Source organism: Microbacterium sp. SGAir0570 (assembly GCF_005491085.2).
GTDB classification, from domain to species: domain Bacteria; phylum Actinomycetota; class Actinomycetes; order Actinomycetales; family Microbacteriaceae; genus Microbacterium; species Microbacterium arborescens.
This window is the reverse complement of sequence record NZ_CP027929.1, coordinates 2,785,383-2,810,181: the sequence shown is the minus strand read 5'-3', so window position 1 is coordinate 2,810,181 and position 24,799 is coordinate 2,785,383. Positions and strand designations below refer to the sequence as shown.

19 protein-coding genes are annotated in these 24,799 nt (G+C 71.4%); 15 read left to right on the top strand and 4 right to left on the bottom strand.

All coding sequences use genetic code 11. From position 1 onward, the window contains the following. Positions 1 to 128: 128 nt before the first annotated feature. A complete protein-coding gene (locus C1N74_RS13290) occupies positions 129 to 5,642 on the top strand; it encodes a LamG-like jellyroll fold domain-containing protein (RefSeq protein WP_137750699.1) in 5,514 nt (1,837 codons plus the stop codon). Between the two features lie 202 nt (positions 5,643 to 5,844). Here C1N74_RS13290 and C1N74_RS13285 read toward each other — a convergent pair whose 3' ends face one another. Further along, a complete protein-coding gene (locus tag C1N74_RS13285) occupies positions 5,845 to 7,161 on the bottom strand; it encodes a glycosyltransferase (protein WP_088380992.1) in 1,317 nt (438 codons plus the stop codon). Continuing rightward, positions 7,161 to 8,639 carry a sugar transferase gene (locus C1N74_RS13280; RefSeq protein WP_137750697.1) on the bottom strand — a complete coding sequence of 493 codons (1,479 nt, stop codon included), beginning with the start codon at positions 8,637 to 8,639 and terminating at the stop codon, positions 7,161 to 7,163. Before C1N74_RS13280 ends, C1N74_RS13285 begins: the two co-directional genes overlap by 1 nt. Positions 8,640 to 8,987: 348 nt before the next feature. Here C1N74_RS13280 and C1N74_RS13275 point away from each other — a divergent pair, with 348 nt between their 5' ends. Then, positions 8,988 to 9,431, top strand: a complete 444-nt coding sequence (locus C1N74_RS13275) for an adenylyltransferase/cytidyltransferase family protein (RefSeq protein WP_036304797.1) — start codon at positions 8,988 to 8,990, stop codon at positions 9,429 to 9,431. Between the two features lie 97 nt (positions 9,432 to 9,528). After that, positions 9,529 to 11,304 carry a hypothetical protein gene (locus C1N74_RS13270; RefSeq protein WP_137750696.1) on the top strand — a complete coding sequence of 592 codons (1,776 nt, stop codon included), beginning with the start codon at positions 9,529 to 9,531 and terminating at the stop codon, positions 11,302 to 11,304. Here C1N74_RS13270 and C1N74_RS13265 read toward each other — a convergent pair. Further along, a complete protein-coding gene (locus C1N74_RS13265; protein WP_023954366.1) occupies positions 11,265 to 12,209 on the bottom strand; it encodes an exopolyphosphatase in 945 nt (314 codons plus the stop codon). The two genes, C1N74_RS13270 and C1N74_RS13265, sit on opposite strands and share 40 nt — an antisense overlap. Positions 12,210 to 12,274: 65 nt before the next feature. Between C1N74_RS13265 and coaA the strand changes: the two genes are divergently transcribed. The 10 genes from coaA (at position 12,275) to C1N74_RS13215 (ending at position 21,976) form a co-directional block, all read left to right on the top strand. Further along, a complete protein-coding gene (coaA, locus tag C1N74_RS13260) occupies positions 12,275 to 13,231 on the top strand; it encodes a type I pantothenate kinase (RefSeq protein WP_023954368.1) in 957 nt (318 codons plus the stop codon). Between the two features lie 1,031 nt (positions 13,232 to 14,262). Next, a complete protein-coding gene (locus tag C1N74_RS13255; RefSeq protein ID WP_137750695.1) occupies positions 14,263 to 15,381 on the top strand; it encodes a triacylglycerol lipase in 1,119 nt (372 codons plus the stop codon). Between the two features lie 38 nt (positions 15,382 to 15,419). Beyond that, a complete protein-coding gene (glmS, locus tag C1N74_RS13250; protein WP_064955367.1) occupies positions 15,420 to 17,270 on the top strand; it encodes a glutamine--fructose-6-phosphate transaminase (isomerizing) in 1,851 nt (616 codons plus the stop codon). Positions 17,271 to 17,295: 25 nt separating this feature from the next. Beyond that, positions 17,296 to 17,652: a holo-ACP synthase gene (locus C1N74_RS13245; RefSeq protein ID WP_064955366.1), complete on the top strand. Its 357-nt coding sequence runs from the start codon at positions 17,296 to 17,298 to the stop codon at positions 17,650 to 17,652. After that, on the top strand, positions 17,649 to 18,782 hold the full coding sequence (alr, locus tag C1N74_RS13240) for an alanine racemase (RefSeq protein ID WP_071919133.1): 1,134 nt from the start codon (positions 17,649 to 17,651) through the stop codon (positions 18,780 to 18,782). The genes C1N74_RS13245 and alr overlap by 4 nt, the downstream gene beginning before the upstream one ends. Beyond that, entirely contained in the window at positions 18,782 to 19,285 is a 504-nt protein-coding gene (gene tsaE / locus C1N74_RS13235; RefSeq protein ID WP_064955364.1) for a tRNA (adenosine(37)-N6)-threonylcarbamoyltransferase complex ATPase subunit type 1 TsaE, read from the top strand. Before alr ends, tsaE begins: the two co-directional genes overlap by 1 nt. Positions 19,286 to 19,321: 36 nt before the next feature. Beyond that, a complete protein-coding gene (gene tsaB, locus C1N74_RS13230; protein ID WP_137750694.1) occupies positions 19,322 to 19,990 on the top strand; it encodes a tRNA (adenosine(37)-N6)-threonylcarbamoyltransferase complex dimerization subunit type 1 TsaB in 669 nt (222 codons plus the stop codon). Further along, positions 19,987 to 20,454: a ribosomal protein S18-alanine N-acetyltransferase gene (gene rimI / locus C1N74_RS13225; RefSeq protein ID WP_023954382.1), complete on the top strand. Its 468-nt coding sequence runs from the start codon at positions 19,987 to 19,989 to the stop codon at positions 20,452 to 20,454. The genes tsaB and rimI overlap by 4 nt, the downstream gene beginning before the upstream one ends. Next, positions 20,451 to 21,518, top strand: a complete 1,068-nt coding sequence (tsaD, locus tag C1N74_RS13220) for a tRNA (adenosine(37)-N6)-threonylcarbamoyltransferase complex transferase subunit TsaD (RefSeq protein WP_064955362.1) — start codon at positions 20,451 to 20,453, stop codon at positions 21,516 to 21,518. Before rimI ends, tsaD begins: the two co-directional genes overlap by 4 nt. Further along, positions 21,515 to 21,976: a hypothetical protein gene (locus tag C1N74_RS13215; RefSeq protein ID WP_064955361.1), complete on the top strand. Its 462-nt coding sequence runs from the start codon at positions 21,515 to 21,517 to the stop codon at positions 21,974 to 21,976. Before tsaD ends, C1N74_RS13215 begins: the two co-directional genes overlap by 4 nt. Here C1N74_RS13215 and C1N74_RS13210 read toward each other — a convergent pair. Next, positions 21,955 to 23,181, bottom strand: a complete 1,227-nt coding sequence (locus C1N74_RS13210) for a class I SAM-dependent methyltransferase (protein ID WP_071919135.1) — start codon at positions 23,179 to 23,181, stop codon at positions 21,955 to 21,957. The two genes, C1N74_RS13215 and C1N74_RS13210, sit on opposite strands and share 22 nt — an antisense overlap. A 143-nt stretch (positions 23,182 to 23,324) precedes the next feature. Here C1N74_RS13210 and groES point away from each other — a divergent pair, with 143 nt between their 5' ends. Continuing rightward, entirely contained in the window at positions 23,325 to 23,621 is a 297-nt protein-coding gene (gene groES, locus C1N74_RS13205) for a co-chaperone GroES (protein WP_023954390.1), read from the top strand. A 122-nt stretch (positions 23,622 to 23,743) separates the two neighbouring features. Beyond that, complete coding sequence (gene rarD / locus C1N74_RS13200; RefSeq protein ID WP_023954392.1) at positions 23,744 to 24,685, top strand: EamA family transporter RarD; 942 nt, start codon at positions 23,744 to 23,746, stop codon at positions 24,683 to 24,685. Positions 24,686 to 24,799: the final 114 nt, after the last annotated feature.

The window sequence follows — 24,799 nt, the reverse complement described above, 5'->3', positions numbered from 1 at the left end:
CCACAGTGTACGATGCACGAAGTCGGACTGGTGCTGGGGCATCGATCCGGGCTTGGGGGAACGACGTGCGGCGGGGGCCGCGCGTCTTGGGGAGCGTCCGCGAGGGCGCGCAAAATTGGGGAAAACTCGTGCGTACACGCATCGCGGCCGTCGCCGCTGTCGTCATGGCTCTCATCATCGGGGCGGGGGTCGCCGGGGTCACCGCGCCGGCATCCGCTCTTTCGCCCGGAGTCTCATTCGCCGCCGACGATCAGTCGACCTGGCAGACCAACGGCACCGTCTACGCGCTGGGTGCGGCCGGCGGCAAAGTCGTCGCCGGTGGCACCTTCTCGCAGATCCGCCCGCCGGCCGGCCGATCAGATGCGGCTCGAGCGCGCAACGCCCTCGTCATCCTCGATGCCGAGACCGGTGAGCCCGACGCATGCCAGTTCGGCGTCACGCTCAGCGGCGGTACCCCGACGGTGCGGGCCATCACGGTCAGCGCCGATCAGTCGCGTGTCTACATCGCCGGCAACTTCTCCACCGTGGGCGGCGTCAACGTCGCCCGGATCGCGGTGCTCGACGTGCAAGCGTGCACGGTCGCTCCCTTCCGGGCGCCGCTGCCCGGCTCGACGGTGACCGCACTCGCGCTGCACGGCAACGTGCTCTACGCCGGCGGGCTCTTCACTACCGTGGGCGGCCAGACCCGTCAGGCCTTCGCTGCTTTCGACGCCACGAGCGGTTCGCTGCTGCCGTGGACCGCCAACGCGGTGCGCGGCCGCACCGATCTGCCGCCGCAGGTCAACGAGGGCCGCGCCATCGCCGTGTCGCCCGACGGCGCGAAGGTGGTCGTCGGCGGCGACCTCTTCTCCATCAACGGTCAGTACTCGCACTCGATCGCGATCGTCAGCGGCGCGAGCATCGCCGACGGCAGCGGCGGTGATGTGCTGCGCACCTACGGCCCGGGCTTCATCCCCGACACGTCGGTCACCAAGACCATCATCGACGGCGGGGACGGACGCTTCTACATCGGCAACGAGGGCACGGGCGGCGGGGTGTTCGACGGCAAGGCGGCCTTCTCCTGGGCCACGGGTGACCAGGTCTGGCGCGACACGTGCCTCGGCGCGACCCAGTCGCTCGTGATGTACCAGGGCACGCTGTACTCGGCCAGCCACGCGCACGACTGCAGCGGGATCAACGCCTTCAACGACGGCATCCGTCGGTATTTCATGGCGCAGAACCCCGACTCGATGGAGGTGCTCGGCTGGCTCCCGCTCGGCAACGACGGCATCGGCGAGGGCATCGGGCCGCGCGCCCTCGCCGTCGCCACCGGCAACGCGAGCGGGCAGCGCTACCTCTGGTCCGGCGGTGACTTCACCACCATCAACGGCCACGCCCAGCAGGGGCTCACCCGGTTCGGCCCGCAGGACACCGGTGCTCCGCCCACGCCCGTGGCCAGCGCGCAGGCCACGAGCGACGGCACCATCCAGGTGCGCTTCCGCACGGTGGTGGACGCCGACGACAGCCACCTGACCTACAGCGTCTACCGCGGCAACGCGACGGATCCGATCTGGAGCGGCACCGGCAAATCGCTGTGGTGGGAGCGCCCGCAGGTCACCTTCGTCGACACGAACGTGACGCCGGGTGCGAGCTACTCGTACCGCGTCACCGCCAGTGACGGCACCAACACCTCGGCCCGCTCCGCCGCTGTCAGTGCCACGGCTCGCGCGGCCGGTGCCGACTATCCCGCCGCCGTGCGCGCCGACGGGCCGGTGAGCCTGTGGTCCGGCGCAGCCAACAGCACCTGGGTTCACGACTCAGGGGCCGCGCAGACCCGCACCGACGCGGTCCCGGCGATCCTGATGGACGGGGCCACCGTCTCGACCGACGGTGCGGTGCCCGCCGCGGGCGGCTCGCTGAAGTTCGACGGCGTCGATGACTACGCCATCACCGATCAGCTGCGGCTCGGGCCCTCGACGTACACCGTGGAGGCGTGGATCAACACGACGACGACCGCGGGCGGCAAGATCGTCGGCTTCGGCAACGGCCGTCCCCGCACCGGCTCCAACATCTCGAACCTCAGCGGCTCGTACGACCGCCACGTCTACATGCAGAACGACGGGCGCGTCACCTTCGGCGTCTGGATCGGGAGCGCGTCGACCGTCACCAGCCCGCAGCCGCTCAACGACGGTCAGTGGCACCACATCGTCGCGACCCAGGGGGCGAGCGGCATGGCGCTCTACGTCGACGGCCTCCGCGTCGGATCCAACAGCAACCGCGACCAACAGTCGTACTGGGGCGTGTGGCGAGTGGGTGGCGACCAGCTGGGAGGATGGCCGGGGCAGCCTTCCAGCAACTTCTTCGGCGGGCTCGTCGACGAGGTGGCGATCTACCCGAACGCCCTTGCGCCCGCCCGCGTCGCGGCGCACTATCAGGCCTCGGGCCGCACCCTCGACCTGAACGCGGCGCCGGCGGACGCATACGGGGCCGCCGTCTTCGGATCCGAGCCCTCTCTCTACTGGCGCTTCGACGACGCCGGAGCTGTGGCGGACGACTCGTCGCTGTTCGGCACGAGCCCCGGCGCCTACAACTCCGGGGCGCAGAGGCAGCCCTCGGGTGCTGTCCCCAGCAGCGGATCGGTCGCGCTCCCGGGCAACGACTCCGGCACCGTAGCGCTGGCTCAGCCGACCGCTCCCTCGCCGACCACCTCGGGCGAGATCTGGTTCCGCACTGACACGACGGCGGGCGGCAAGCTGTTCGGGTTCGAGAACGTCCCGACCGGCAACGGATGGAACTACGACAAGCAGCTGTACATGACGAACGACGGGCGCCTCATCTGGGGCTCGTACCCCGGTTATGTCGCGACGGTCGAGTCCTCGAAGTCGTACAACGACAACCTCTGGCACCACGCCGTCGCCGTCATCGACGAGACGGGACGCAAGCTCTATGTCGACGGCGAGCTCGTGGCCGCGAACGGACAGACGGGCGCCGAGACCGGCGAGGGCTATTGGCGCATCGGCGGCGGCAACCTCGGCGGCTGGCCCGGCCAGCCCCAGTCGTTCTACTTCGACGGCGAGCTCGACGAGTTCGCGATCTACCCGACGACGCTCGACGCGGCGACGGTGGCCCGCCACCACGCGATCGGAATCGCCGACACCACCCCGCCGACCGCGCCGACGGCGCTGTCCGCGCAGGCCCTCGCCGACGGCGTGCACCTGTCGTGGACGGCCGCGACCGACGACCACGCGGTGACGTCGTACACGGTCTACCGCGGCGCGACGGCCGATTTCGCCCTCGGCGAGGACACGCGGCTCGGGTCGACAGCGACGACCGTATTCGTCGACACGGCGCAGGTGCCCGGTACGCGGTACTACCGTGTGGTCGCGGTCGACGCCGCCAGCAACGTCGGACCCGCGACGGACGCCGCGAAGGTCGACCTCCCCGACACGACGGCTCCGCAGACGCCCGCAGCCCCGGTCGCGACGGTCGCCGCCGACGGGATCTCGGTGACGTGGGACGCGGTCGCCGACGACGTCGCGGTCACGGGCTACACCGTCCACCGCGGCCCGACGGCGGACTTCACGGCGAACGCCGCGAACGTCGTCGGCGCAACGGCGACCACCGGGTTCACCGACCCGGCGCCCGAGCCCGGCACGTACTACTACCGCGTGACCGCATCCGACGCGGCCGGCAACGTCAGCGCGGCCTCGCCGGCCTCGCTCCCGGCGACGGTGGCCGCGCCCGACACGGCGCCGCCTTCGGCGCCTGCCACCGCCACGGCCGCCCTGGTCGACGGCACGGTGCAGGTGCGGTGGACCGCGGCCACGGATGACCGCGGCGTCATCGGATACCGCGTGCATCGCGGCTCCGACGCGGCCTTCGTCGCCGACGACACCAACCGCGTCGCCGAGGTCACCGACCTGAAGTTCGACGACGCGGGCCTCGCGCCCGGCGTCTACCACTACAAGATCACGGCGGTCGACGCCGCCGGCAACGTCGGTGCCGCGGCATCCGTCGCGGTCACGATCGAGTCGGTCGAGCCGGTCGTGGTCACGGTCCCGGTGGCCGAGGACGCGATGGTGGTGCAGGGCGTGCCCGGCACGAACTACGGCGCGAGCACGCAGATCTCCAGCCGCGGCGGTACCAGCCAGATCGAGTCGCTGCTGTCGGCCCCGCTGCCGACGGCCCCGAACGGCACGGCGCTGACACGCGTGACACTGAAGCTCCGTACCTCGACCGACCCGTCTGCGGGCACCGTCGAGCCGACCGATTTCGCAGTCATCGGAGACGCCTGGAACGAATCGACGGTCACGTGGAACTCGCGTCCCACCACGCCGGGAACCGCGGCGGGGCGCCTCGGACAGGCGCCCGCCGTCAACACGGCCTACAGCGTCGATCTCTCGACGGCATCGCTGCGGCCGCTGCTCGGACAGAACGCGACGCTGCGGATGACGGGCTCGGGTGCCGACAACCTGCGGCTGTGGTCGTCGGAGGCGGCGAACAGCTCGTACCGTCCGGTGATCGTGCTCGAGTTCACACCGCTGTCGGCCCCGGACACGGCGGCTCCGACCGCGCCCACGGGCGTGCAGGCGAACGCGACGGGATCGACGGTCGGCCTCTCGTGGACCGCCGCGACGGATGACCGCGGAGTCGTCCGCTACGACGTCCACCGCAGCACGACGCCCGGGTTCGCGGTGTCGGCCGGCAACCGGGTGGCGCAGACGGCCGGGACGACCGCTCAGGACGGCCCGCTCGAGCCGGGCACCTATGTGTACCGGGTCGTTGCGTTCGACGCCGCCGGCAACGCCGGTCCCGCGTCGAGCGAGGTGACGGTCACCGTGACCGCGCCCGACACGACGGCGCCGTCCGTGCCGGGGACACCGGCCGTGACGGTCAGCGGTGGCTCAGCCCAGCTCTCGTGGCCGGCGAGCAGCGACGACGTCGGGGTATCCGGCTACGAGCTCTACCGCGGCGCCAGCGCCGACTTCGCCGCCGACCCGTCCGTCCGGATCGCCACCGTGACGACCACGAGTCACACCGATGCCGGACTGGCATCCGGAACGTACTGGTACCGCGTGGCCGCCCGCGACGCCGCGGGAAACGTCAGCGCGGCATCGGCAGCGGTCTCGGCGACGGTCGTGCCCGCGGTGCAGACGGCGACGGCGACGGTCGCGGTCGACGCGGACGCCGCCGGATACGCCAACGCGCCGGCGCAGAACTATGCGACCTCGAACCAGCTCGTCTCGCGGGGTGATGTCGGCCAGCAGAGCTTTCTCCGGCTCTCGCTGCCCACCCTCCCTCCGGGCGCGACGCTCGTCTCGGCCACGTTCGGCGTGCGGACCTCGACCGACCCTTCGGCGGGAAGCACCGGGGCGCACGACGTGCATCTGATGGACGGCACCTGGGACGAGGCGACGCTGACCTGGAACAATCGACCGACTGCGATCCGCGGGACGGGGCCCATCGGAACGCTGTCGGGGGCGTCCGCCACCAACACCGCGTACACCGTGCCACTCGCCGTCGAGCAGCTCGCCCCGCTCCTCGGGCAGGCTGTCACGCTCCGGCTCTCGACCACCTCAGCGGACAATCTTCGGCTCTTCTCGCGGGAGGCGACCTCGGCGAGCCAGCGCCCGACTCTCACGCTCACGTACACCCTGCCCTGACGCGGCGGGGGCGGCGCTCGCGTCGCACCCGGAGGCCCGGCCGACGACCCGAACGTCGACCGGGCCTCCGACGTGTCCCGCGGACACACCTCTTTATAGGGCCGCCCGACGCGGGGAGGGTCCGTCCGACGCGTCCGGTAACACCGAAGCGGGGACTGCAGCCGCAGCCCCCGCTTCGTGGTGAGAGAACGTCGTCGGTCGCTCACCGTGGCGCACGGTGCGCCGTCCGGGCCGCCGCGGCTTCCGCCCGACGGCTGCCGCGGGTGGCTCCTGCAGTCGCGGTGCGCCCCGCCCCATCGATCGCCGTGAAGAGTGTCCGCTCGAACGCTGCGACCGCGGCTTCCTCCGTCAGCCGCCGCCGCCGGTAGCTCTGCGCCTCAGCGCCGAAGCGCGCCGCCCGCTCCGGGGCGGCCGCGAGCGCTTCGGCCGCAGTGACGAGAGCATCGGGGTCCGCGGGCGGCACGATCGGGCCGGCGCCGGCAGCGTCCATCTCGGCATAGGTGGTGCTGGTCTCGTCCACGGCGGCCAGCACCGGCTTCCCGACCGCGAAGTACGAGGTGAGCTTGCTCGGCACCGACATCTCCGTCAGGCCCGGCCGTTCGTTGACGAGCAGGATGTCTGCGGCTGCGAGGACGTCGAGGAACTCCGACTCGGGAAGCGGGTCGACGAACGAGACGGCGTCGGCGCCTGTGCGCTGCTCGAGCGCGGCGCGCTGGCCGCCGTCCCCGACGAGCACGAAGCGCACGCGCGACCCGCGCTCCCGGGCGACGACGGCGGCATCGACGACGTTCTCCAGTCCTTGCTTCGCCCCGATCGCGCCGGTGTGCAGGACGATGACGTCGTCATCGGCCCAGCCGATTCGACGACGCGTCGCGGCGGTGTCGCTCGCCTCCGGCTCGGGCACGTGCGACCAGTTGCGCACGACGTCGACCGGACGCGTGACGCCCAGCCTGTCCTCGAGGGCGGTGCGGAACCGGCGATGGATGACGACGACCCGCTCCGAGGCCGCGAACAGGCTCGCCTCGATCGCCCCGATGGCTCCGGCGCCGGTCCCCGAGCCCGCCTCCTGCACACCGAGCGCGTAGATGTCCTGCACCCAGGTGACGACCGGGATGCGATGCACCCGCGCGCGCAGAGCCACCAGGCGAGAGGCCAGCAGCGCCGGTGAGACGACGACGACGGCGGCGGGACTGTCCCATCGACACGTCACGGCGCGCAGCCCGAACGATATCTCGAACAGGGCTCGCTTGATCGTGCTGGGCACCCGCGGCACGTAGTGGCGCAGCCGCCGGATGTCCACCCCCGCCGCTGCCGACCGTGCCGGCAGGTCCCGGAACTCCTCCGGCACGCGCCACCATGGATAGTGCGGGTACGACGTGAGGACGCGGACGTCCCAGCCTTCGCGGGCCAGCCCTTCGGCCATCCCTGTCGTGTACGGACTGACACCTGTCGGCTCCGGGCTGTAATTGATGCCCACGAAGAGGACGGATGCCGGCACCGGCTCGGGTCTCGGGCTCATCAGTACGCTCCCACGGGTCGGAGCATCACCTTGACGGTGCGCCACATGATCATGAGGTCGAGGGTCACGGACCAGTTCTCGACGTAGCGGAGATCCAAGGCGACGCTGTCCTCCCATGACAGGTCGCTGCGTCCGCTCACCTGCCACAGGCCCGTGATGCCGGGCTTGATGTAGAGCCGGCGGAACACCCGGCCCTCGTAGTTGCGGACCTCGGACGGCAGTGGCGGACGCGGACCCGAGATGCTCATGTCTCCGCGGAGGACGTTGAAGAACTGGGGCAGCTCGTCGAGCGAGTAGCGGCGCAGGAATCGGCCGACGCGCGTCACACGCGGGTCGGCGCGGAGCTTGAACAGCGGTCCCGCGCCGTCGTTCGCCGGCAGCAGCTCGGCGAGCTCCTGCTCCGCGGTGTCGGTCATCGAACGGAACTTCAGCATCGTGAACTCCCGCCCGTCACGGCCGACGCGGCGCTGACGGAAGAACACCGGGCCGGGGGAGTCGACCTTGACGGCCAACGCGATCGCCGGGGTCATCAGCGCCACGACGGTGCACGCGACGGCGCTCACGACGAGGTCGAGGAGCCGCTTCAGCGTGTGGGCGGCGCCCTCGAAGACCGGGATCTTCACATGGATGAGCGGCAGGCCCTCGATCGGGCTGAGGCTGATGCGGGGGCCGGCGACGTCGGCGAGCCGGCTCGACACGATGAGCTCGGCCGCGGTTCCCTCCAGCTGCCAGGCCAGCGAGCGCGTGAAGTCCGGGTCGTCGTCGGGAACGCTCGCGATGACGAGGGTGTCGGCGCCGACGTCACGGGCGACTCGGGCGATGTCATCGGCGGTGCGGGCGCGGAACACCCGACCGGGGTCATCGGCGACCACCTCGTCGGTCAGCGCCAGCGCGATGACGGAGTAGCCGTTGTCCGCGAGGGCGAGCTGACGCGTGACGTAATCGACATCGCGGCGCTTTCCCGCGATGAGCGTCGGCGACGCGTATTCCCCCAGACGCCGTCGCATCCGCAGCCACGAGCGCCAGCGCCAGCGCGCCACGAGCAGCGCGAGCAGGCCGATGGGCAGTGCGACGACCATCTGCATGCGCAGACCGTCCCACTGCGCGACCTCGAACCCGACCGCGAGGATTCCGAAGGCGACGCCCGTCGCGTTCGCCACCCGCTTGTACTCGCTCGAACCGGCACCCATGACGCGCGGCTCCCGAGATCCGAAAAGGGTGAGCCCGGCGAGCCACACGATCAGGGTCGCCATCGCGATCGGGGCCGCGACCGACGGTGTCTCGCCCAGGCGCACCGATGCGGCGCCCGCCGCCGACACGGCGGCACCGGCGACGAGGGTGTCCGTCACGCGCAGGCGACGCGCATATCGCCGTTCGCGCTGCGCCCGCAGCTCGAGCGACGGCAGGCGCCGCGGCGAGACCGCGGGGTCCCGTGACTCTCCTGAGCCCAGGCCGGCGCGGTCCTCGACGGCGGTCATCGAATCGATCCGATGACGCGTGCTCTGATGCGCCCGACGACATGATTGACGCGCATGATGTGCTCCCCCCAATGGAACATCGCGACGAGATCGCTCGGAACGGTCACAAGTTCCCAGGCTCGAGACCGAGTGCGTCGGATTTCTCCGTGGCCGTTCCCACACGGCCCGCCCTCGATTTCTACACCATCTCCGAGCCTGACGGAAGTCCTGGGGCCGCCGCGCGACACGCCGACTTCCGCTGACGCCCCGGATCGGTGTACTGTCACTCGCACCGGCATCATGTCGGTATTGGGGAATGCGCTCGGCGGGTGGGACCAATGGGCGGGTCACGAGCGTTTTGGGGGCGCCATGACACAGCGAATCGGGTACGCCGCGGGGGCGTTCGATGTGTTTCACATCGGTCATCTGCAGATCCTTCGGCGTGCTCGCGAGCACTGCGACATCCTCATCGCCGGGGTGGTGAGCGACGAGATGCTCCTGCGCACCAAGGGCATCTCGTCGTTCATCCCCACGGAAGAGCGCGCCGAGATCGTGCGCCACATCGACTTCGTCGACGACGTGCACATCGAGCGTGTTCCCGACAAGCTCGACGCGTGGCGAGAGGTCGGCTTCACGCATTTCTTCAAGGGCGACGACTGGCGAGACACCGAGAAGGGGCGCGCGCTCGAGAAGCGCTTCGCTGACGTCGGCGTCGAGGTCGTCTATTTCCCGTACACCGCACACACGTCGAGCACGCAGCTCCGGCGGGCGCTCTCGGCAGCCGCCGACCGCGGGCGGGCCGCGACCGCCTGACGGCACGTCCTGCCGCGGCAGCGTGAGTTGTCGTCATCGCGGTTCGCTAGTATGTCCGCCAGCGAAGGATCGACCCGTCGGGTTCGAGGGGGCGGGTGTGGGCTGGGGACGACAATCGCGACGCCGTGCGCGGGTTCGCCCGGGTGTCGTGATCTGGTGGGATGCCGTGTCGGGCGGGCGGTTCTTCACCGTGTGGAGCGCACTCGTCGCTCTCCCCACGGCGACCGTCGTGCTCGCACCCTACGCGACGGTCGACACGTTCTCGGAGGCCCTCGCCGCGCAGCTCGCGGCGGCTCTGGTTGCCGTGGCACTCAGCATCGCGCTGCTTCCGATCGCGTTCCTGGAGAGACGCATCCCGTCGCCTCCGGTGCGCGGGGCTCTGGTGCTCACCGCGCTCCTCGTCGCAGCCACGAGCCGCCCCTTCCTCAACGACGTCGTAGCGGTCGGAGCCTTCGGCCTCGGTACCGACCCTGCGTGGGGTGAGCGGATCGTCACGAACATCGTCGTCTGGATCAGCATCCTGTCGCTGGTCGCCGTCACCGAGCAGCTCTACGTCAGCTCTGGGATAGCTCGAGCGCGTCTGCTCGACGCGTTGCGGACGGTCAGCGATGAGCAGCGCCGCGCGAGCCGATACGAGCGGGAGAGCCGCGCGTTCCTGGCCGCTGAGATCACCGTCCTCCGAACGGCGCTGTCGGCTCTGCTGGCTGCGGATGTCGACTTCGACCGCGTGCGAGAGTTCTCCGACACCGTCCGCTCCGCCAGCCACAGTGCACGAGCCCGTGCCGGCATCGATCTCGCGGAGGTCGCGCCCGACCTCGCGGATGCCCCGACGCCCCGAGGCGCGCGGACATTCTTCGAGCGGCTCCGACCGCCCGCGGTCGGCCTCGTCGGGGTGATCTTCGCCGCGGGGAGTGCGCCGTTCGCGCTTCGTTCCGCCGGGCCAGAGCTCGCCGCCGTCATGGTGGTGGGCGTCGTGCTGCTCTGTCTCGCAGCCGACCACGTCAGTCGTCGCGTGTCGCACCGTTGCGCGGCCCATGCCCGAGGCCTTCGGCTCGTCGTGGTCTGGACGGGCGCCGCCGTCGTGGTCGCCGGCGCGGCGCTCGCCCTGATGGGGGCGCGCACTCTGGTTCCGCTGATCCCCGTCATCGCTCTCCCCGGCGTCGCCGTCGTCGCGGCGCTCTGCGCTGAGGCCGTTCATCGCGGACGGGTCGAATCGCGCCGCCTGGGGCGTGCGCTGAGAGCAGTGGTCCGCTCGGCAGCGGACCAGGCATCGAGCACCCGGCAGGAGCTGCTGCGTGCTTCGGACCTGCTGCACGGCCGCATCCAGAGCAGCTGCGTCATGCTCGCGGCCCGGGTCGACGACGATCTCGCGACAGGGGCGGACCTCATCGCCTTCGAAAAATCGATCGGAGACGGGCTGTCCGAGGCGGCCGATGCCGGCCCGCGGGTCCCGGCCCGGCCGGCCGGTCTGTCCGAGACGGTGGCGATCTGGGCTCCGGTGCTGTCCGTCTCGTCGAATGTCGACCCCGCGGCGAGGAGCGCCATGACTGACGACCTCGTGTCCACGCGCGTCGTCGCGGTCGTCGCCGAGGGGCTCGTCAACGCGGTCAAGCACGCCGCGGCGAGATCCGCCGCCATCGAGGTGCAGTCCGACGAGAGCGGGTCGACCCTGTCCGTGCGTGTGCGTGCGCCCGGTCGCCTGCGTGCTGATGAGAGGACCCCCGGCCTCGGTGTCGCCGGGCTCGGCCCGTCGGCCCGTGTGTTCCAGCTCGGGCGTGAGGTGGTCCTCGAAGCCACTGTCCCGACCCGTGGACCGTCACTCGTGGCAGCAGGTCACGTCCGCGGAGCGCTCCACGACAACGACTCGATGTAGCGCAGGAGCACACCCTCGCGCAGGGCCCAGGGTGAGACCTCGAGCTCGTCGACGTCGAACGCTCGCATCGCCTCGTGCAGCACGACGGCCCCCGCGACGATCTGGAAGGTGCGATCGGCCGTGATGCCGGGGAGCTCCTGCCGTGCGGATGCCGGGATGCGGGCGAGTCGCGGGATCCACGAGCCGAGCGCCGCGCGGGGCAGTGTCATCCGCTCGATCCCCGACCAGCCCGGCACCGGGTATCCCGCGAGCTTCGCGAGGGAGCGGATCGTCTTGGACGACCCGACGACGTGATCCGGCCGGCGACCGGCCGACATCGCGGTGACCACGGGTGCCAGCGTCGCCCTCGCGTGCTCGCGCAGGAGCTCCACGGCTCCCTCGCCGGGCGGATCGGCGGGCAGGAACTGCACCGTCATGCGGCCTGCTCCGAGCGGCACGGAGGCGGCGGTGTCGGGCAGCTCGTCGCTGCCGGCGGCGATCTCGAGCGAGCCGCCGCCGATGTCGAACAGCAGGATCTCGCCCGCCGACCAGCCGAACCAGCGACGCACCGCGAGGAAGGTGAAGCGGGCCTCGGACTCTCCGCCGAGGACCTGGAGGTCCTGTCCCAGCGCCGCTTCGATCGCCGTGATCACCTGCGGTCCGTTCGTCGCGTCGCGCACGGCGCTCGTGGCGGTCGCCAGAAGCTCGGCGACGTTCTCGGTGCGCGACACCGCGACCGCCTCGGCCACGGCCGCGACCAGCGCCCGGACCCCTTCGTCGCTGATCGATCCGTCGGGCTCGAGGTAGCGCATGAGCCGCAGCACCGTTCGCTTGCTCGTCCGGGCCAGCGGGCGCCCACCGGGGCGGACATCGGCGACGAGCAGATGGACGGTGTTCGAACCGATGTCGAGGACTCCCAGACGCACGAGTTCACAGTAGTGGCAGGCCGGGTGCGCCGGCGGGGCGGGGCGCGGGGACTACGATGAGCGCGATGTCCCCTGAAGATGTGCAGGCGCTGGCGCCGCTCGCCCCCGCGCTGTACCGCGAGATTGACCGCGCGGACTGGTCCCGTCTCGCGGCGGGTGTCGCTCAGCCGCTGACCGAGACCGAGATCGTCCAGCTCCGCGGTCTCGGCGACCGCATGGATCTCGGCGAGGTCTCGCAGGTCTACCTCCCCCTCAGCCGGTTGCTGTCGCTCTACGCCAGCGCGACTCGGCGTCTCGGTGCCGACACCGATGCGTTCCTCGGCGAGGAGGACAGCACGACGCCCTTCGTCGTCGGCGTGGCCGGTTCCGTCGCGGTCGGCAAGTCGACCGTGGCGCGTCTGCTCCGCGAGCTCATGAGCCGCTGGCCGGGCACACCGCGCGTCGAGCTCGTCACGACCGACGGTTTCCTCTACCCCAACGTCGAGCTCGAGCGCCGAGGTCTCATGGCGCGCAAGGGATTTCCCGAGAGCTACGACCGTCGCGCGCTGATCGAGTTCCTGACCGAGGTCAAGTCGGGTGCACCCGAGGTGCACGCGCCGTTCTACTCGCACATGCGGTACGACATCGTCCCCGATGCGCAGATCACCGTCCGCCGCCCCGACGTCGTGATCGTCGAGGGGCTCAACGTGCTGGCGCCCCCGCCTGCGCCGCACGAGGTGGCCGTCAGCGACATGTTCGACTTCTCCATCTACGTCGACGCGGATGCCGAGCACATCAGCCAGTGGTACGTCGACCGCTTCATGGCGCTGAAGGCCGGGGCGTTCAACAATCCCTCGTCGTACTTCAACACCTTCGCCGATCTCGACGACGACGAGGCGGCCGAGATGGCTCGCGGCTTCTGGAACGACATCAACCTCCCGAACCTCGTCGAGAACGTCCTGCCGACGAAGCACCGCGCGACCCTGATCCTCCACAAGGGGGCGTCGCACGCTGTCGAGCGGGTGCTCCTGCGCAAGGTCTGATTCGCCCGTGAGAAGAGCGGCGTGCCCGCCATCCGTGAGGACGACGGGCACGCCTGGGTGTGGACGGCCCCCACTCAGGGGGAGGGGTGCGACCCGCAACCGCGCGGTCCGATCGGACGAGCCGGCGTGGCCGGGGCCCGGGTCGCGGTGATCGAGCGTGAGCCGCCACATCCGAACGGCGTGTATCGGTGGGCCGGCAGCCGCCGACGGGATGAGGTCGGGCCGTCACGGTCGACGCCGTCGCGTCGGCTGCCCCCCAGCAGCCGTGCGAGCGCGTGGAATCGCCTCGTCATGGTCATCCCCCAAGTCCCCACGAGAGCGGACCCACGTCCATCTCTCGTCCCCAATACCGCCGGGTCCAGCACGCCGGGTCCCATCCCGGCGAGTCTTCTTCCCTGCGTTGTGCCCGGGCTCTGCCGCGGGCTGCGCTCAGTATGTCAGAGTGTCCTGCTCCCCGGAAGCGTCAATCTCCGAGGCATCTTCTCGACGGCGGCGCGCGTTGTGCAGTGCGCGTGCGCGGATGCGCACTGCACAACGCCCTCACAATGCACAGATCCCCATCGACACCGTGAGTTCGACGCCCATTGTGACTCCCATACCCCCCAAAAGCAGGGAGCCTGCGCGCCGTGGTTGATCGTACAGCCGATGGTCGTGTCCGCCAATAGGGGGACAAAGATGCTGACGCAGATCGGCGTTCTCTTCACGCGGATCCGCTAGGCTTCATTCGCCTGCGCAACGCTCGAACCGTTCCCCAAGCGGTGATTCGGTCGCCCGCCGTCCCCAACGGCCCGACCGAGAGCCCGTAGGTGTAGCGGGGCCCTCTCGAGTAAATCAGTCCCCAAATGGCTGACTCGAGAGGGCCCTCGTCATTTTCATCGCAAGGTGGCTCCCGGTGTTCCCGCACGCACGAGTCGCCGCAACCTGCTAGGTATGAATCCATGGAACTGGGGCGGCGTTCACGCGCGCTCGTGCGCGCTGTGATACGCGCGCGCTCGCGAGTGCGGCGGCGGCGCTCCCGGTGGCGTCCGTTCGTGGCGTTGAGCACGGTCGTCATGCTCGCCGCCACGGCCACGCTCGCCCCCGCGGCGGCGTCGTCGGCGTTCGCGCCGGCCGGGTCGGGAGTCGCGGCCGCGCTCGGCGATCGCGTCGTGCGGTTCAGCCAGGAGAGCGAGCAGGACTCGCGGGCGGTGCTGCTGGTGCACGGCTGGCTCAGCACGGTGCTACCGGCCTCGGACGGACAGCGTTCCTACGCGCGATCGCCGTTCTCGCGTCCCGTGCAGTGGCGGGACGGTTCGGGCGCCCCCGTGGCACGCGGGATGACGGCGTCGCTGCAGGAGCGGCTCGAGGCCCAGCCCGGCGTCGCGGTGTACGCCTTCGACTACTCCGCGAACTCGGCGGGATGGGTGGGCTCGAACGGGTCGGCCGACAACCTCGCCGCCGCCATCCGGTCGATCGCCGACAGCGTCCACGGTCCGGTCGACATCGTGACGCACTCGATGGGCGGGCTCGCGCTGCGCTACGCGCTGCGAGACGACCCCGGGATCGCCGCCCTCATCGGCGAGGTCGTCACCGTCGCCGCTCCCTCGCAGGGGTCAGACATCGCAAACGTCGCGGTCGACATCGCCGCGGCGATCCGCGCCACGATGTCGACGGTGCCGGTGCTGCAGAACCTCGTGCTGCCCTGGATCGGCGCCGTCTGCAACAACCAGCTCGCCACCGACGCCCGCGGCGGGTGCGACCTGCCGCCCATCATCCGGACGGGGATCGCGGCCCTGGGGCCCGCCGGCACCGCGCTGCGCGCCGGGTCCGCCGACATCGCCGGCCTGCCCGACTGGCCCGCGGGCCTGCACGTGCACGCGATCGCCGGATCGGCCGTCGTCACGATGCCGCTGCCGACGGGCAGGATCGCAGAGGCCCGCCTCGGCGACGGGCTCGTGGCCGAGGACTCCGCGCTCGCCGGCGCGAGCGAGACCACCGTCATCACGTGCCGCACGGACCTGCCGCCCGGCACCGCGGGGATCGGCATGGTCCTGTCGGGCCAGGTCGCCGCGCCGCCCTTCGGCGGGGCGTGCGGACACGACGCGATCTTCTCGAACCTCGAGGTCGTCGACGCCGTGCTGGCCGCGCTGCGCGGCCCCGCACCGACCTGACACGAGCGCACCCGGGCTGCCGATCTAGGATGGAGCCCATGTGCGGAATCATCGGCTACGTGGGCCCCCGTCCCTCGCAGGACATCCTTATCTCGGGTCTGGCTCGTCTCGAATACCGCGGCTACGACTCGGCCGGCATCGCCGTGATCGACGGCGAGGGGGGCCTCGGCACACGCAAGCGCGCCGGCAAGCTCCAGGTGCTGCGCGACGACCTCGCCGCTCATCCGCTCGCCGACGGAACGACCGGCATCGGCCACACACGGTGGGCGACCCACGGCGGTCCCACCGATGCCAACGCGCACCCGCACCTGGCCGACGACGACAAGCTCGCCGTCATCCACAACGGCATCATCGAGAACTTCGCCGAGCTGAAGTCCGAGCTCGTCGCCGAGGGATACACCTTCCGCAGCGAGACCGACACCGAGGTTGCCGCCGTGCTGCTGGGGCGCGAGTACCAGGCATCCGGCGATCTCGTCGAGGCGTTCCGCGCGACGGTGTCGCGCCTCGAGGGGGCCTTCACCCTCCTCGCCCTGCACCGCGACCAGCCCGGGCTCGTCGTGGGCGCCCGTCGCAACTCGCCGCTGGTGATCGGCCTCGGCGACGGCGAGAACTTCCTCGGCTCCGACGTCGCCGCCTTCGTCGAGCACACCCGTCACGCCCTCGCCATCGGTCAGGACGAGATCGTCGCGATCACCCCGCAGGAGGTCACGGTCACCGACTTCTCCGGCGACGCCGTCGACGTCGAGCCCTTCGAGGTCGTGTGGGATGCCGCGGCCGCCGATAAGGGCGGCTGGTCGTCGTTTATGGCGAAGGAGGTCTCGGAGGAGCCCGAGGCCGTCGCCAACACGATCCGCGGTCGCGTCCACGACGGCTTCGTCCAGATCCCCGAGCTCGACGGTCTCGACGAACTGTTCACCGGCATCGACCGTGTCATCGTCATCGCGTGCGGCACGGCCGCCTACGCCGGCATGGTCGGCAAGTACGCCCTCGAGCAGTGGGCCCGCGTGCCCGTCGACGTCGAGCTGGCCCACGAATTCCGCTACCGCGACCCGGTCATCGGACCCCGCACCCTCGTGGTGTCGATCAGCCAGTCGGGCGAGACGATGGACACCCTCATGGCCGTCAAGTACGCTCGCGAGGCCGGCGCGAAGACCCTCTCGATCTGCAACACGCAGGGAGCCACGATCCCGCGCGAGTCCGACGCGATCGTCTACACCCACGCCGGTCCCGAGGTCGCCGTCGCGTCGACCAAGGCCTTCGTCGCGCAGATCACGGCGCTCTACCTGCTGGCTCTGCACGTCGGCCGCGTGCGCGGCGCCCTGACCGACGAGGCGATCGCCGAGCAGGTGGCCCAGCTCGAGGCCGTTCCCGAGAAGATCGCGCGCGTGCTGGCCGGCGAGCAGGAGCACATCGAGCAGTTCGCGCACTGGATGGCCGACACGCGTTCGGTGATCTTCCTCGGCCGCCACGTCGGCTACCCGATCGCGCTCGAGGGCGCGCTCAAGCTCAAAGAGATCTCCTACATCCACGCCGAGGGCTTCGCCGCCGGCGAGCTCAAGCACGGTCCGATCGCCCTCATCGAGCCCGGCCAGCCGGTGTTCGTCATGGTGCCCTCGCCGACGAGCTCGCCCCTGCTGCACGCCAAGGTCGTCTCCAATATCCAGGAGATCCGCGCCCGCGGTGCCCGCATCATCGCGGTGGCCGAAGAGGGGGATGCCGCGGTGCTCCCGTTCGCCGACGAGGTGCTGCGCATCCCGCTCGCCGAGCCGCTGTTCGAGCCGCTGCTGGCCGTCGTGCCGCTGCACATCTTCGCTATGGGCCTGGCGACCGCCAAGGGCCTCGACGTCGACCAGCCGCGCAACCTCGCCAAGTCGGTCACGGTCGAGTGAGCCGGTCCGGGCGGAAGGGGATGCCGTGATCGTCGGCATCGGCGTCGACCTGGTCGACGTGCCGCGCTTCGAGCGCTCGCTCGAGCGCACGCCCCGCCTGCTCGACCGACTCTTCTCGCCGAGCGAGCGCGCGCTCAAACCGCGCTCGCTGGCCGCTCGCTACGCTGCCAAGGAGGCCCTCATCAAGGCCCTGGGCGGTTCCGAGGGCGTGCACTGGGTCGACATCGAGGTGGCATCGGAGACGTCGGGGCGCCCGGTGTTCGCGCTCACCGGCGAGACGGCGGCGACCGTCGCCGCGCGCGGCGTCATCGCCCTCCACCTGTCGCTCTCGCACGATGCGAACCTCGCGACCGCCTACGTGATCGCCGAGGCGGCATCGTGACCCCGCGGCCGCTTCGCGAAGCGCTCATCGACGTCGAGGCGATCGAGCACAACGTCCGTCATCTCCGGCGCCTCGTCCGGACCGAGGTCATCGCCGTCGTCAAAGCCGACGGCTACGGCCACGGCGCGGTGCGCGCCGCGACGGCGGCCCTGTCGGGGGGAGCCTCGCGCCTCGGCGTCGCCGACATCGCCGAGGCCGTCGCGCTGCGCCGGGCCGGGATCACTGCGCCCCTCGTGGCCTGGCTGCACGGCCCCCAGACCGACTTCCGCGAGGCCGCGGAGCACCGCATCGAGCTCGGGATCTCGAGCCTTGTTCAGCTGCAGGCCGCCGCGGCCGCGGCATCCCCCGGTCAGCCGGTCGGAGTCCATCTGAAGGTCGAGACCGGCCTCGGGCGCAACGGTGTCGAGCCCCGCGAATGGCAGCGCGTCTGCGCGGAGGCGGCCCGTCTCGAGCGCATCGGACAGCTGCGGGTCATCGGCGTGTTCAGCCACCTGTCGAACACGAGCATCGACGAAGACCGGGCTGCGCTCGCCCGATTCCACGACGCTCTCGCCGAGGCGGCGGCGGCCGGCGTGCACCCGCCGCTGCGCCACATCGCCGCGTCGAACGCCGCGATCGCGCTCCCGGAAGCGAGGCTCGACTGCGTGCGCCTGGGGCTGGCGATCTACGGCCTCTCGCCGCTTCCGGATCGGTCCTCCGCCGACCTCGGGCTCCAGCCCGCGATGACCCTGCGCACCGCGGTCGCCGCCGTGCGCCGCGTGCCCGCGGGCCAGGGCGTCTCGTACGGGTACACCCATCGCACCGCGAGCGAGACGACGCTCGCCCTCGTACCCCTCGGCTATGCCGACGGCGTGCCGCGGCAGGCCTCCGGCCGCGGACCGGTGGTGATCGGCGGCCGGCGGTTCACCGTGTCGGGGCGGATCGCGATGGATCAGTTCGTCGTCGACGTCGGAGACGCCGACGTCGCGATCGGCGACGAGGTCGTTCTCTTCGGCGACCCCACGCTGGGGTTCCCCGCGGCGGCCGAATGGGGCGACGCCGCCGACACGATCGACTACGAGATCGTCACGCGGATCGGCCCGCGCGTGCACCGCACGGCGGTATCGTCCGAGATGACGGGAGGCCGGTGATGAGCGGAATCGACGAATACCTGGGCGAGCGCGAGGTGACCTCCGCCGATGAGATGGAGGCGTGGGGGCGCGAGATCGGATCGCGGCTCCGCGCGGGCGATCTCGTGGTGCTGACCGGGCCTCTGGGCGCCGGCAAGACGACGCTCACCCGGGGGATCGGCGCCGGCCTCGGCGTGCGCGGACCCATCCAGAGCCCGACGTTCGTCATCGCGCGCACCCACCCCTCGCTCGTCGATGGGCCGCCGCTGATCCATGTCGACGCCTACCGCCTCGGGTCGCCCGCCGAGCTGTCGGACCTCGACCTCGACCTCGACGCCAGCGTCACCATCGTGGAGTGGGGGCACGGCATGGTCGACGGGCTGCGCGAGAGCTGGTGGGAGATCGAGCTCGAGCGCGGCTGGAGCGGTACGGGCCTCGACAACGCCTGCGGCACGAGCGGTCCAGCGGCCGCGGAGATGGCCGACGCCGCCCCGCGGATCGTCACCGTCACGCGGCGCCCCTGAGCGCGCGGCATCCCGGCCCGGGCTACCCTGGGTGACGTGATTCTGGGCATCGACACCTCGATCGGCACGGCCGTCGCGATCGTCGACTCTGCGGGGCGCGTCCGGGCCGAGGCCGTCAGCTCCGACCCCCGCGGTCACGCCGAGGTCATCGGCGATCTGCTCGTGCGAGTCTTCGGCGAGGCGGGCGTCGAACCCGCCGAGATCACGGCCGTCGCCGCAGGCATGGGCCCGGGACCCTTCACGGGACTGCGCGTCGGGATCGCGGCCGCGCGGGCGTTCGCCCTCGGGCGCGGCATCCCCGTGGTCCCCGTGGCGAGTCATGACGCGGCCGCCCGCGCTCACGTCGACCCCGGGTTCGCCACCGCCGGCGCGGCCCCCGTCGAGGGCGAGCCGATCGCGATCGTCACCGACGCGCGTCGCCGGGAGCTCGCCGTCTCGGTGTACCGCGTCGAGAACGGGATACCGGTGCGCATCGTCGATCCCCACCTCGTGACGCGCGCGTCGACCGAGCCCCTCGATCTCTTCGGCACCCCGGCGGCCGAGCTGCCCGAGACGACGGCGATCAGCGCCGCCGCCCTCGCTCGCGTCGCCGGCGAGCGGCTCGCCGCGGGCGACGCAGGCGCCGACGCCGCCGACGTCGAGCCCCTGTATCTCCGGGCCCCGGATGTGACCGTACCCGCGGGGCCGAAGAAGGTGGGCATGTGAGCCTGCGCACGGCTACCGCCGATGACCTCGACGCCATCATGGCGCTCGAGGAGGCGTCGTTCCCCACCGACGCATGGAGCCGCACCGCCATGTCCGCCGAGATCTCGTCGCCGCACGGCCGGTACCTCGTCGACGTCGAGGACGACCGGGTCGTCGGGTACGGCGGAGTCCGCGCCGTGCCGGGCGCGGCCGACGCCGACATCCAGACCCTCGCCCTCGACCCCGCCTGCCGGGGGACGGGCCGCGGCCGCGGCCTGCTCCGCGCGCTGATGGCCGAAGCCCGCGACCGCGGGGCACGGGAGCTGTTCCTCGAGGTCCGCGCCGACAACCCCGTCGCGCAGGGGCTCTACCTCTCCGAGGGATTCGTCGAGATCGCCCGTCGCCCGCGCTACTACCAGCCCGACGACGTCGATGCGATCATCATGCAACTGAACCTCCGCGGTGAGGGAGGGACCGACCGATGACGACCACCCCGACCCGTTCCGAGCCCCTCGTCCTGGGCATCGAGACCAGCTGCGACGAGACCGGTATCGGGATCGTGCGCGGACGTACCCTGCTGTCGAACACGATCGCGAGCTCGATGGCAGAGCACGCCCGCTACGGCGGCGTCGTGCCTGAGGTCGCCGCGCGCGCCCACCTCGAGGCCCTCCAGCCTGCGATCGAGGCCGCCGTGGCCGAGGCGGGCGTCTCGCTGCAGGACCTCGACGCCGTCGCCGTGACGAGCGGGCCCGGGCTGGCCGGTGCGCTCATGGTCGGCGTCGGCGCCGCGAAGGCCCTGGCCGTCTCGCTCGGGAAGCCGCTGTACGCGGTCAACCACCTCGTCGGCCACATCGCCGCCGACATCCTGACTGGTGACGACGTCGAGTACCCGACCGTCGCCCTCCTGGTCAGCGGCGGACACACCTCGCTCCTCCTCGTGCGCGATCTCGTCTCCGACGTCGAGATGCTCGGCGAGACGATGGACGACGCCGCCGGCGAGGCGTTCGACAAGATCGCCCGCATCCTCGGCCTGCCCTATCCCGGCGGCCCCGAGATCGATCGCGCCGCCGCGAGCGGCGACCCCGACGCCATCCGGTTCCCCCGCGGCCTCTCCCGCGCCTCCGACCTGGCCGCGCACCGATACGACTTCTCCTTCTCGGGGCTCAAGACCGCCGTGGCGCGCTGGGTCGAGCAGCGCGAGGCCGCCGGCGAAGCCGTGCCCGTCGCCGACGTCGCGGCATCCTTCCGTGAAGCGGTCGTCGACGTGCTCGTCACCAAGGCGCTCGACGCGTGCGCTCAGCACGGCGTCCCGCGTCTGCTGCTCGGCGGCGGGGTGATCGCCAACCGGCGACTGCGCGAGGTCGCCCTCGAACGCGCTGCAGCCGCCGGCGTCGCGGTGCGCATCCCGCCGCTGAGCCTGTGCACCGACAACGGGGCGATGATCGCGGCGCTCGCCGCCGAGCTCATCTCTTCGGGTGCCGAGCCCTCCACCCTCTCGTTCGGCGCGGACTCGACGCTTCCGGTGACCGAGATCCAGGTGCGCGGGTGAGCGACGACCGGCTGCGCAGTCGGCGCCCCGCGGTGGACGCGCCGACGGGCGATGTCGCTGCGGCGCCCGAGGCCGCGCCGCTTCCGGGGGAGCACCGTGGCGGGTTCCAGCGCGAGTTCACGCAGCCGACCCCGCTGCAGTTCGTCCCCGCGGCCGAGCGACCGGCCGAGCCCGTCGTGCCCGAGCCGCGGGTCGAGTGGGCTCCGGCGCCCGAGATCCTCCCGCGGTCGGGAGCGTGGGCGCTGGCCCTGGGGATCGTCGCGCTCGCGCTGTCACTGTTCGTCGGGTGGGCGTTCCCGCTCGGCATCGCCGCCGTCGTGATGGCCGTGCTCGCCCTCCGCCACCCGTGGGAGAGTCGCACCGTGGCCGTCTGGGCGCTGGGCCTCGCGGCGCTGTCGATCCTGTACAGCGCGGGCTGGCTCGTGTGGGCGGCGGCTCAGGCGGGGCTGCTGGGCTGACTCGCGCCACCGGGCTCGTCCTCGACGCGATCCGCGAGGACGGCGACGCGGCGATCACCGATGCGCGTGAGGAACAGCGTCGCCGACGCGCTCCCCGACAGGCGCAGCTTCTTGCGGAACTGCGCCGGATCGATGTCGACGCCGCGCTTCTTGATCTCCAGGATGCCGATGTCGGCGCGTCGGAGGGCGGCCTCGATCTCACGCGGTTTGAGCGGCAGCACGTCACGAACGCGGAACGTCGTGGCGAACGGGCTGGTGCGTCCGGCGTCGGATGTCATGTACGCCGTCCCACCGGCGAGCATGCCGGCCTCGAGCGCGCGGGCCACGTCGCCGATCAGGCGCGCACGGATGACGGCGCCGTCGGGCTCGTGCAGGTAGGCGCCGAGGTCGCGGGGGTCGGCGTCGGCGGTGTCGGCGGGCGCGGTGAGCTCGGCGGCACGGTCGCCGCGCAGAACGAGGGCCGAACGGCGCACGCCCGCGCGGGCGAGGGAGCCCGACCACACCACCAGCTCGATGGTCGAGCCGTCCGCGCTGATCCACTGCGCCTCGCCTTCCGGCGGGAGGTCGTCGCGGTCGAACGCGGGCCCGAGCTTGATCCCTGTCGGCATCCGCCGCGCGAGGTCGAAGGCCCAGTCGAGCGACGGCGTGTAGTCGGATGCCGCGACGCGCCGCGTCTCGCTGTGGCCCGAGGTGCGGCGGGCGGGATCGAGCCAGACCGCATCGATACCGTCGAGATCGGTCTCCTCTGCGCGGCCGTGGCGCACCCGGGCGGACGAGCCGAACGGGGCGAGGTTGTAGGCGGCCAGGGCGGCGGTGATCTCGTCGGCGTCAACGGCCAGGACCTCGAGCCCGATGCCCGCGAAGCCGAGTGCGTCGCCGCCGATCCCGCAGCCGAGGTCGGCGACCCGCGCGATGCCGGCGTCGCGGAACCGGCCGGCGTGGCGTGCGGCGACCGCGAGACGCGTGGCCTGCTCGAGACCCGCGCGGGTGAACAGCATCCGGTCGGCGAACGGACCGAACTTCGCCCGCGCGCGCTCGCGCAGCCGGGCTTGACCGACGACCGCCGACACGAGGTCGGGGGAGAGGCCTTCGCGCCGCAGCCGTGACACGGCCGATGCGGCATCCGCGGTCGAGGAGATCCGGAGGGTGTCGACCAGACGGAGTCCCTCGGGGGTCAGCAACGCGGAGAGCTCGGCGTGATCCACCACGACAGCCTACGCGCGGGGTCGGATCGATGCCGCGGCAGGTTGGCACTCGCGTTGCGTGAGTGCCAACGTCCCCCTAGACTCGGAGTTGGCACTCTCAGGGTGAGATTGCCAACAAGTCTTGTCGAAGAAAGAGGTAGACCGTGTCGGTTTCCATCAAGCCGCTCGAGGACCGCATCGTCATCAAGCAGGTCGAGGCCGAGCAGACCACTGCGAGTGGTCTGGTCATCCCCGACACCGCCAAGGAGAAGCCCCAGGAGGGCGAGGTCGTGGCGGTGGGCCCCGGCCGCATCGATGACAACGGCAACCGTGTTCCGCTCGACGTCGCCGTCGGCGACCGCGTGATCTACAGCAAGTACGGCGGAACCGAGGTCAAGTTCGGCGCTGACGAGTTCCTCGTGCTCTCGGCGCGCGACGTCCTCGCCGTCGTCGTCCGCTGACGCAGAGCTCTTCCACGAAGGCCCGGGTGCACCGCATCCGGGCCTTCGTCATGGCAGGCGCGCGGCGGCGGATGGCAGTCCGCGACCGGCGCAGCATGTCATGACCGTCCTATGCTTGGCTCGTGACACCCCTCGATCCCGCCCGTGAACGCTCTCTCGGCGGGATCTACGCGTTCTCGGCGTACGTGCTGTGGGGCTTCATGCCCCTGTACTTCCTCACGCTCGCCCCGATGGGCCCGTTCGAGGTCGTGTCGTGGCGCATCCTGTTCTCGCTCGTCTTCTGCGCGATCCTTCTCACGGTGCTCCGCGCCTGGGGCAAGCTGATCGCGATCCTGCGCACGCCGCGCCTCGTGCTGTGGACCATCGTGGCCGGCCTGCTCATCTACGTGAACTGGCAGGTCTTCCTCATCAGCACCCTCACGGGGCACGTGATCGAGGGGAGTCTCGGGTACTTCATCAACCCGATCGTCACGGTGCTCCTCGGCGTCCTCGTCCTGAAGGAGCGGCTGCGGGTGGCGCAGTGGGTCGCCATCGGCATCGCCGCCGTCGCCGTCGGCGTGATCGTCGTCGGCTACGGAGCCTTCCCGTGGATCGCGCTGACGCTCGCCGCGAGTTTCGGAACCTACGGCCTCGTGAAGAAGCAGATCGGGCCGTCGGTCGACGCCGTCAGCGGCCTGACGCTCGAGTCGCTCTGGCTGGCGCCGGTCGCGATCGTTCAGGCGATCATCGTCGCGCTCACCGGCGGGCTGGTGTTCGGCTCGGTGAGCCCCGGACACACCGCGCTGGTCACCCTCGCGGGTGTCGTCACCGCCGTGCCCCTGCTCTTCTTCGCCGCCGGCGCCCGGCGCAGCAGCCTCACGGTGATCGGCCTGCTCCAGTTCGTCGCGCCGATCCTGCAGTTCATCACGGGAGCCTGGATCCTCGGCGAGCCGATGCCGCTCGAGCGATGGATCGGGTTCGGGCTCGTCTGGCTCGCCCTCGTCGTGCTGAGCGTCGACTCTCTCCGGGCCGCACGTCGCCCGAAGCGCATCGACGAGGCATCCGACGTCGCTCCCGTCGTCTGAGGCTCCCGCTTCGCATTCCGGCTCGTCGGCTCGGCGCGATGACGGTCGTGACCACGGTCCCAACCGCGGAATGACAGGCCGTACGCGAGGCCGCAGATAACGATTGGGTCGCGT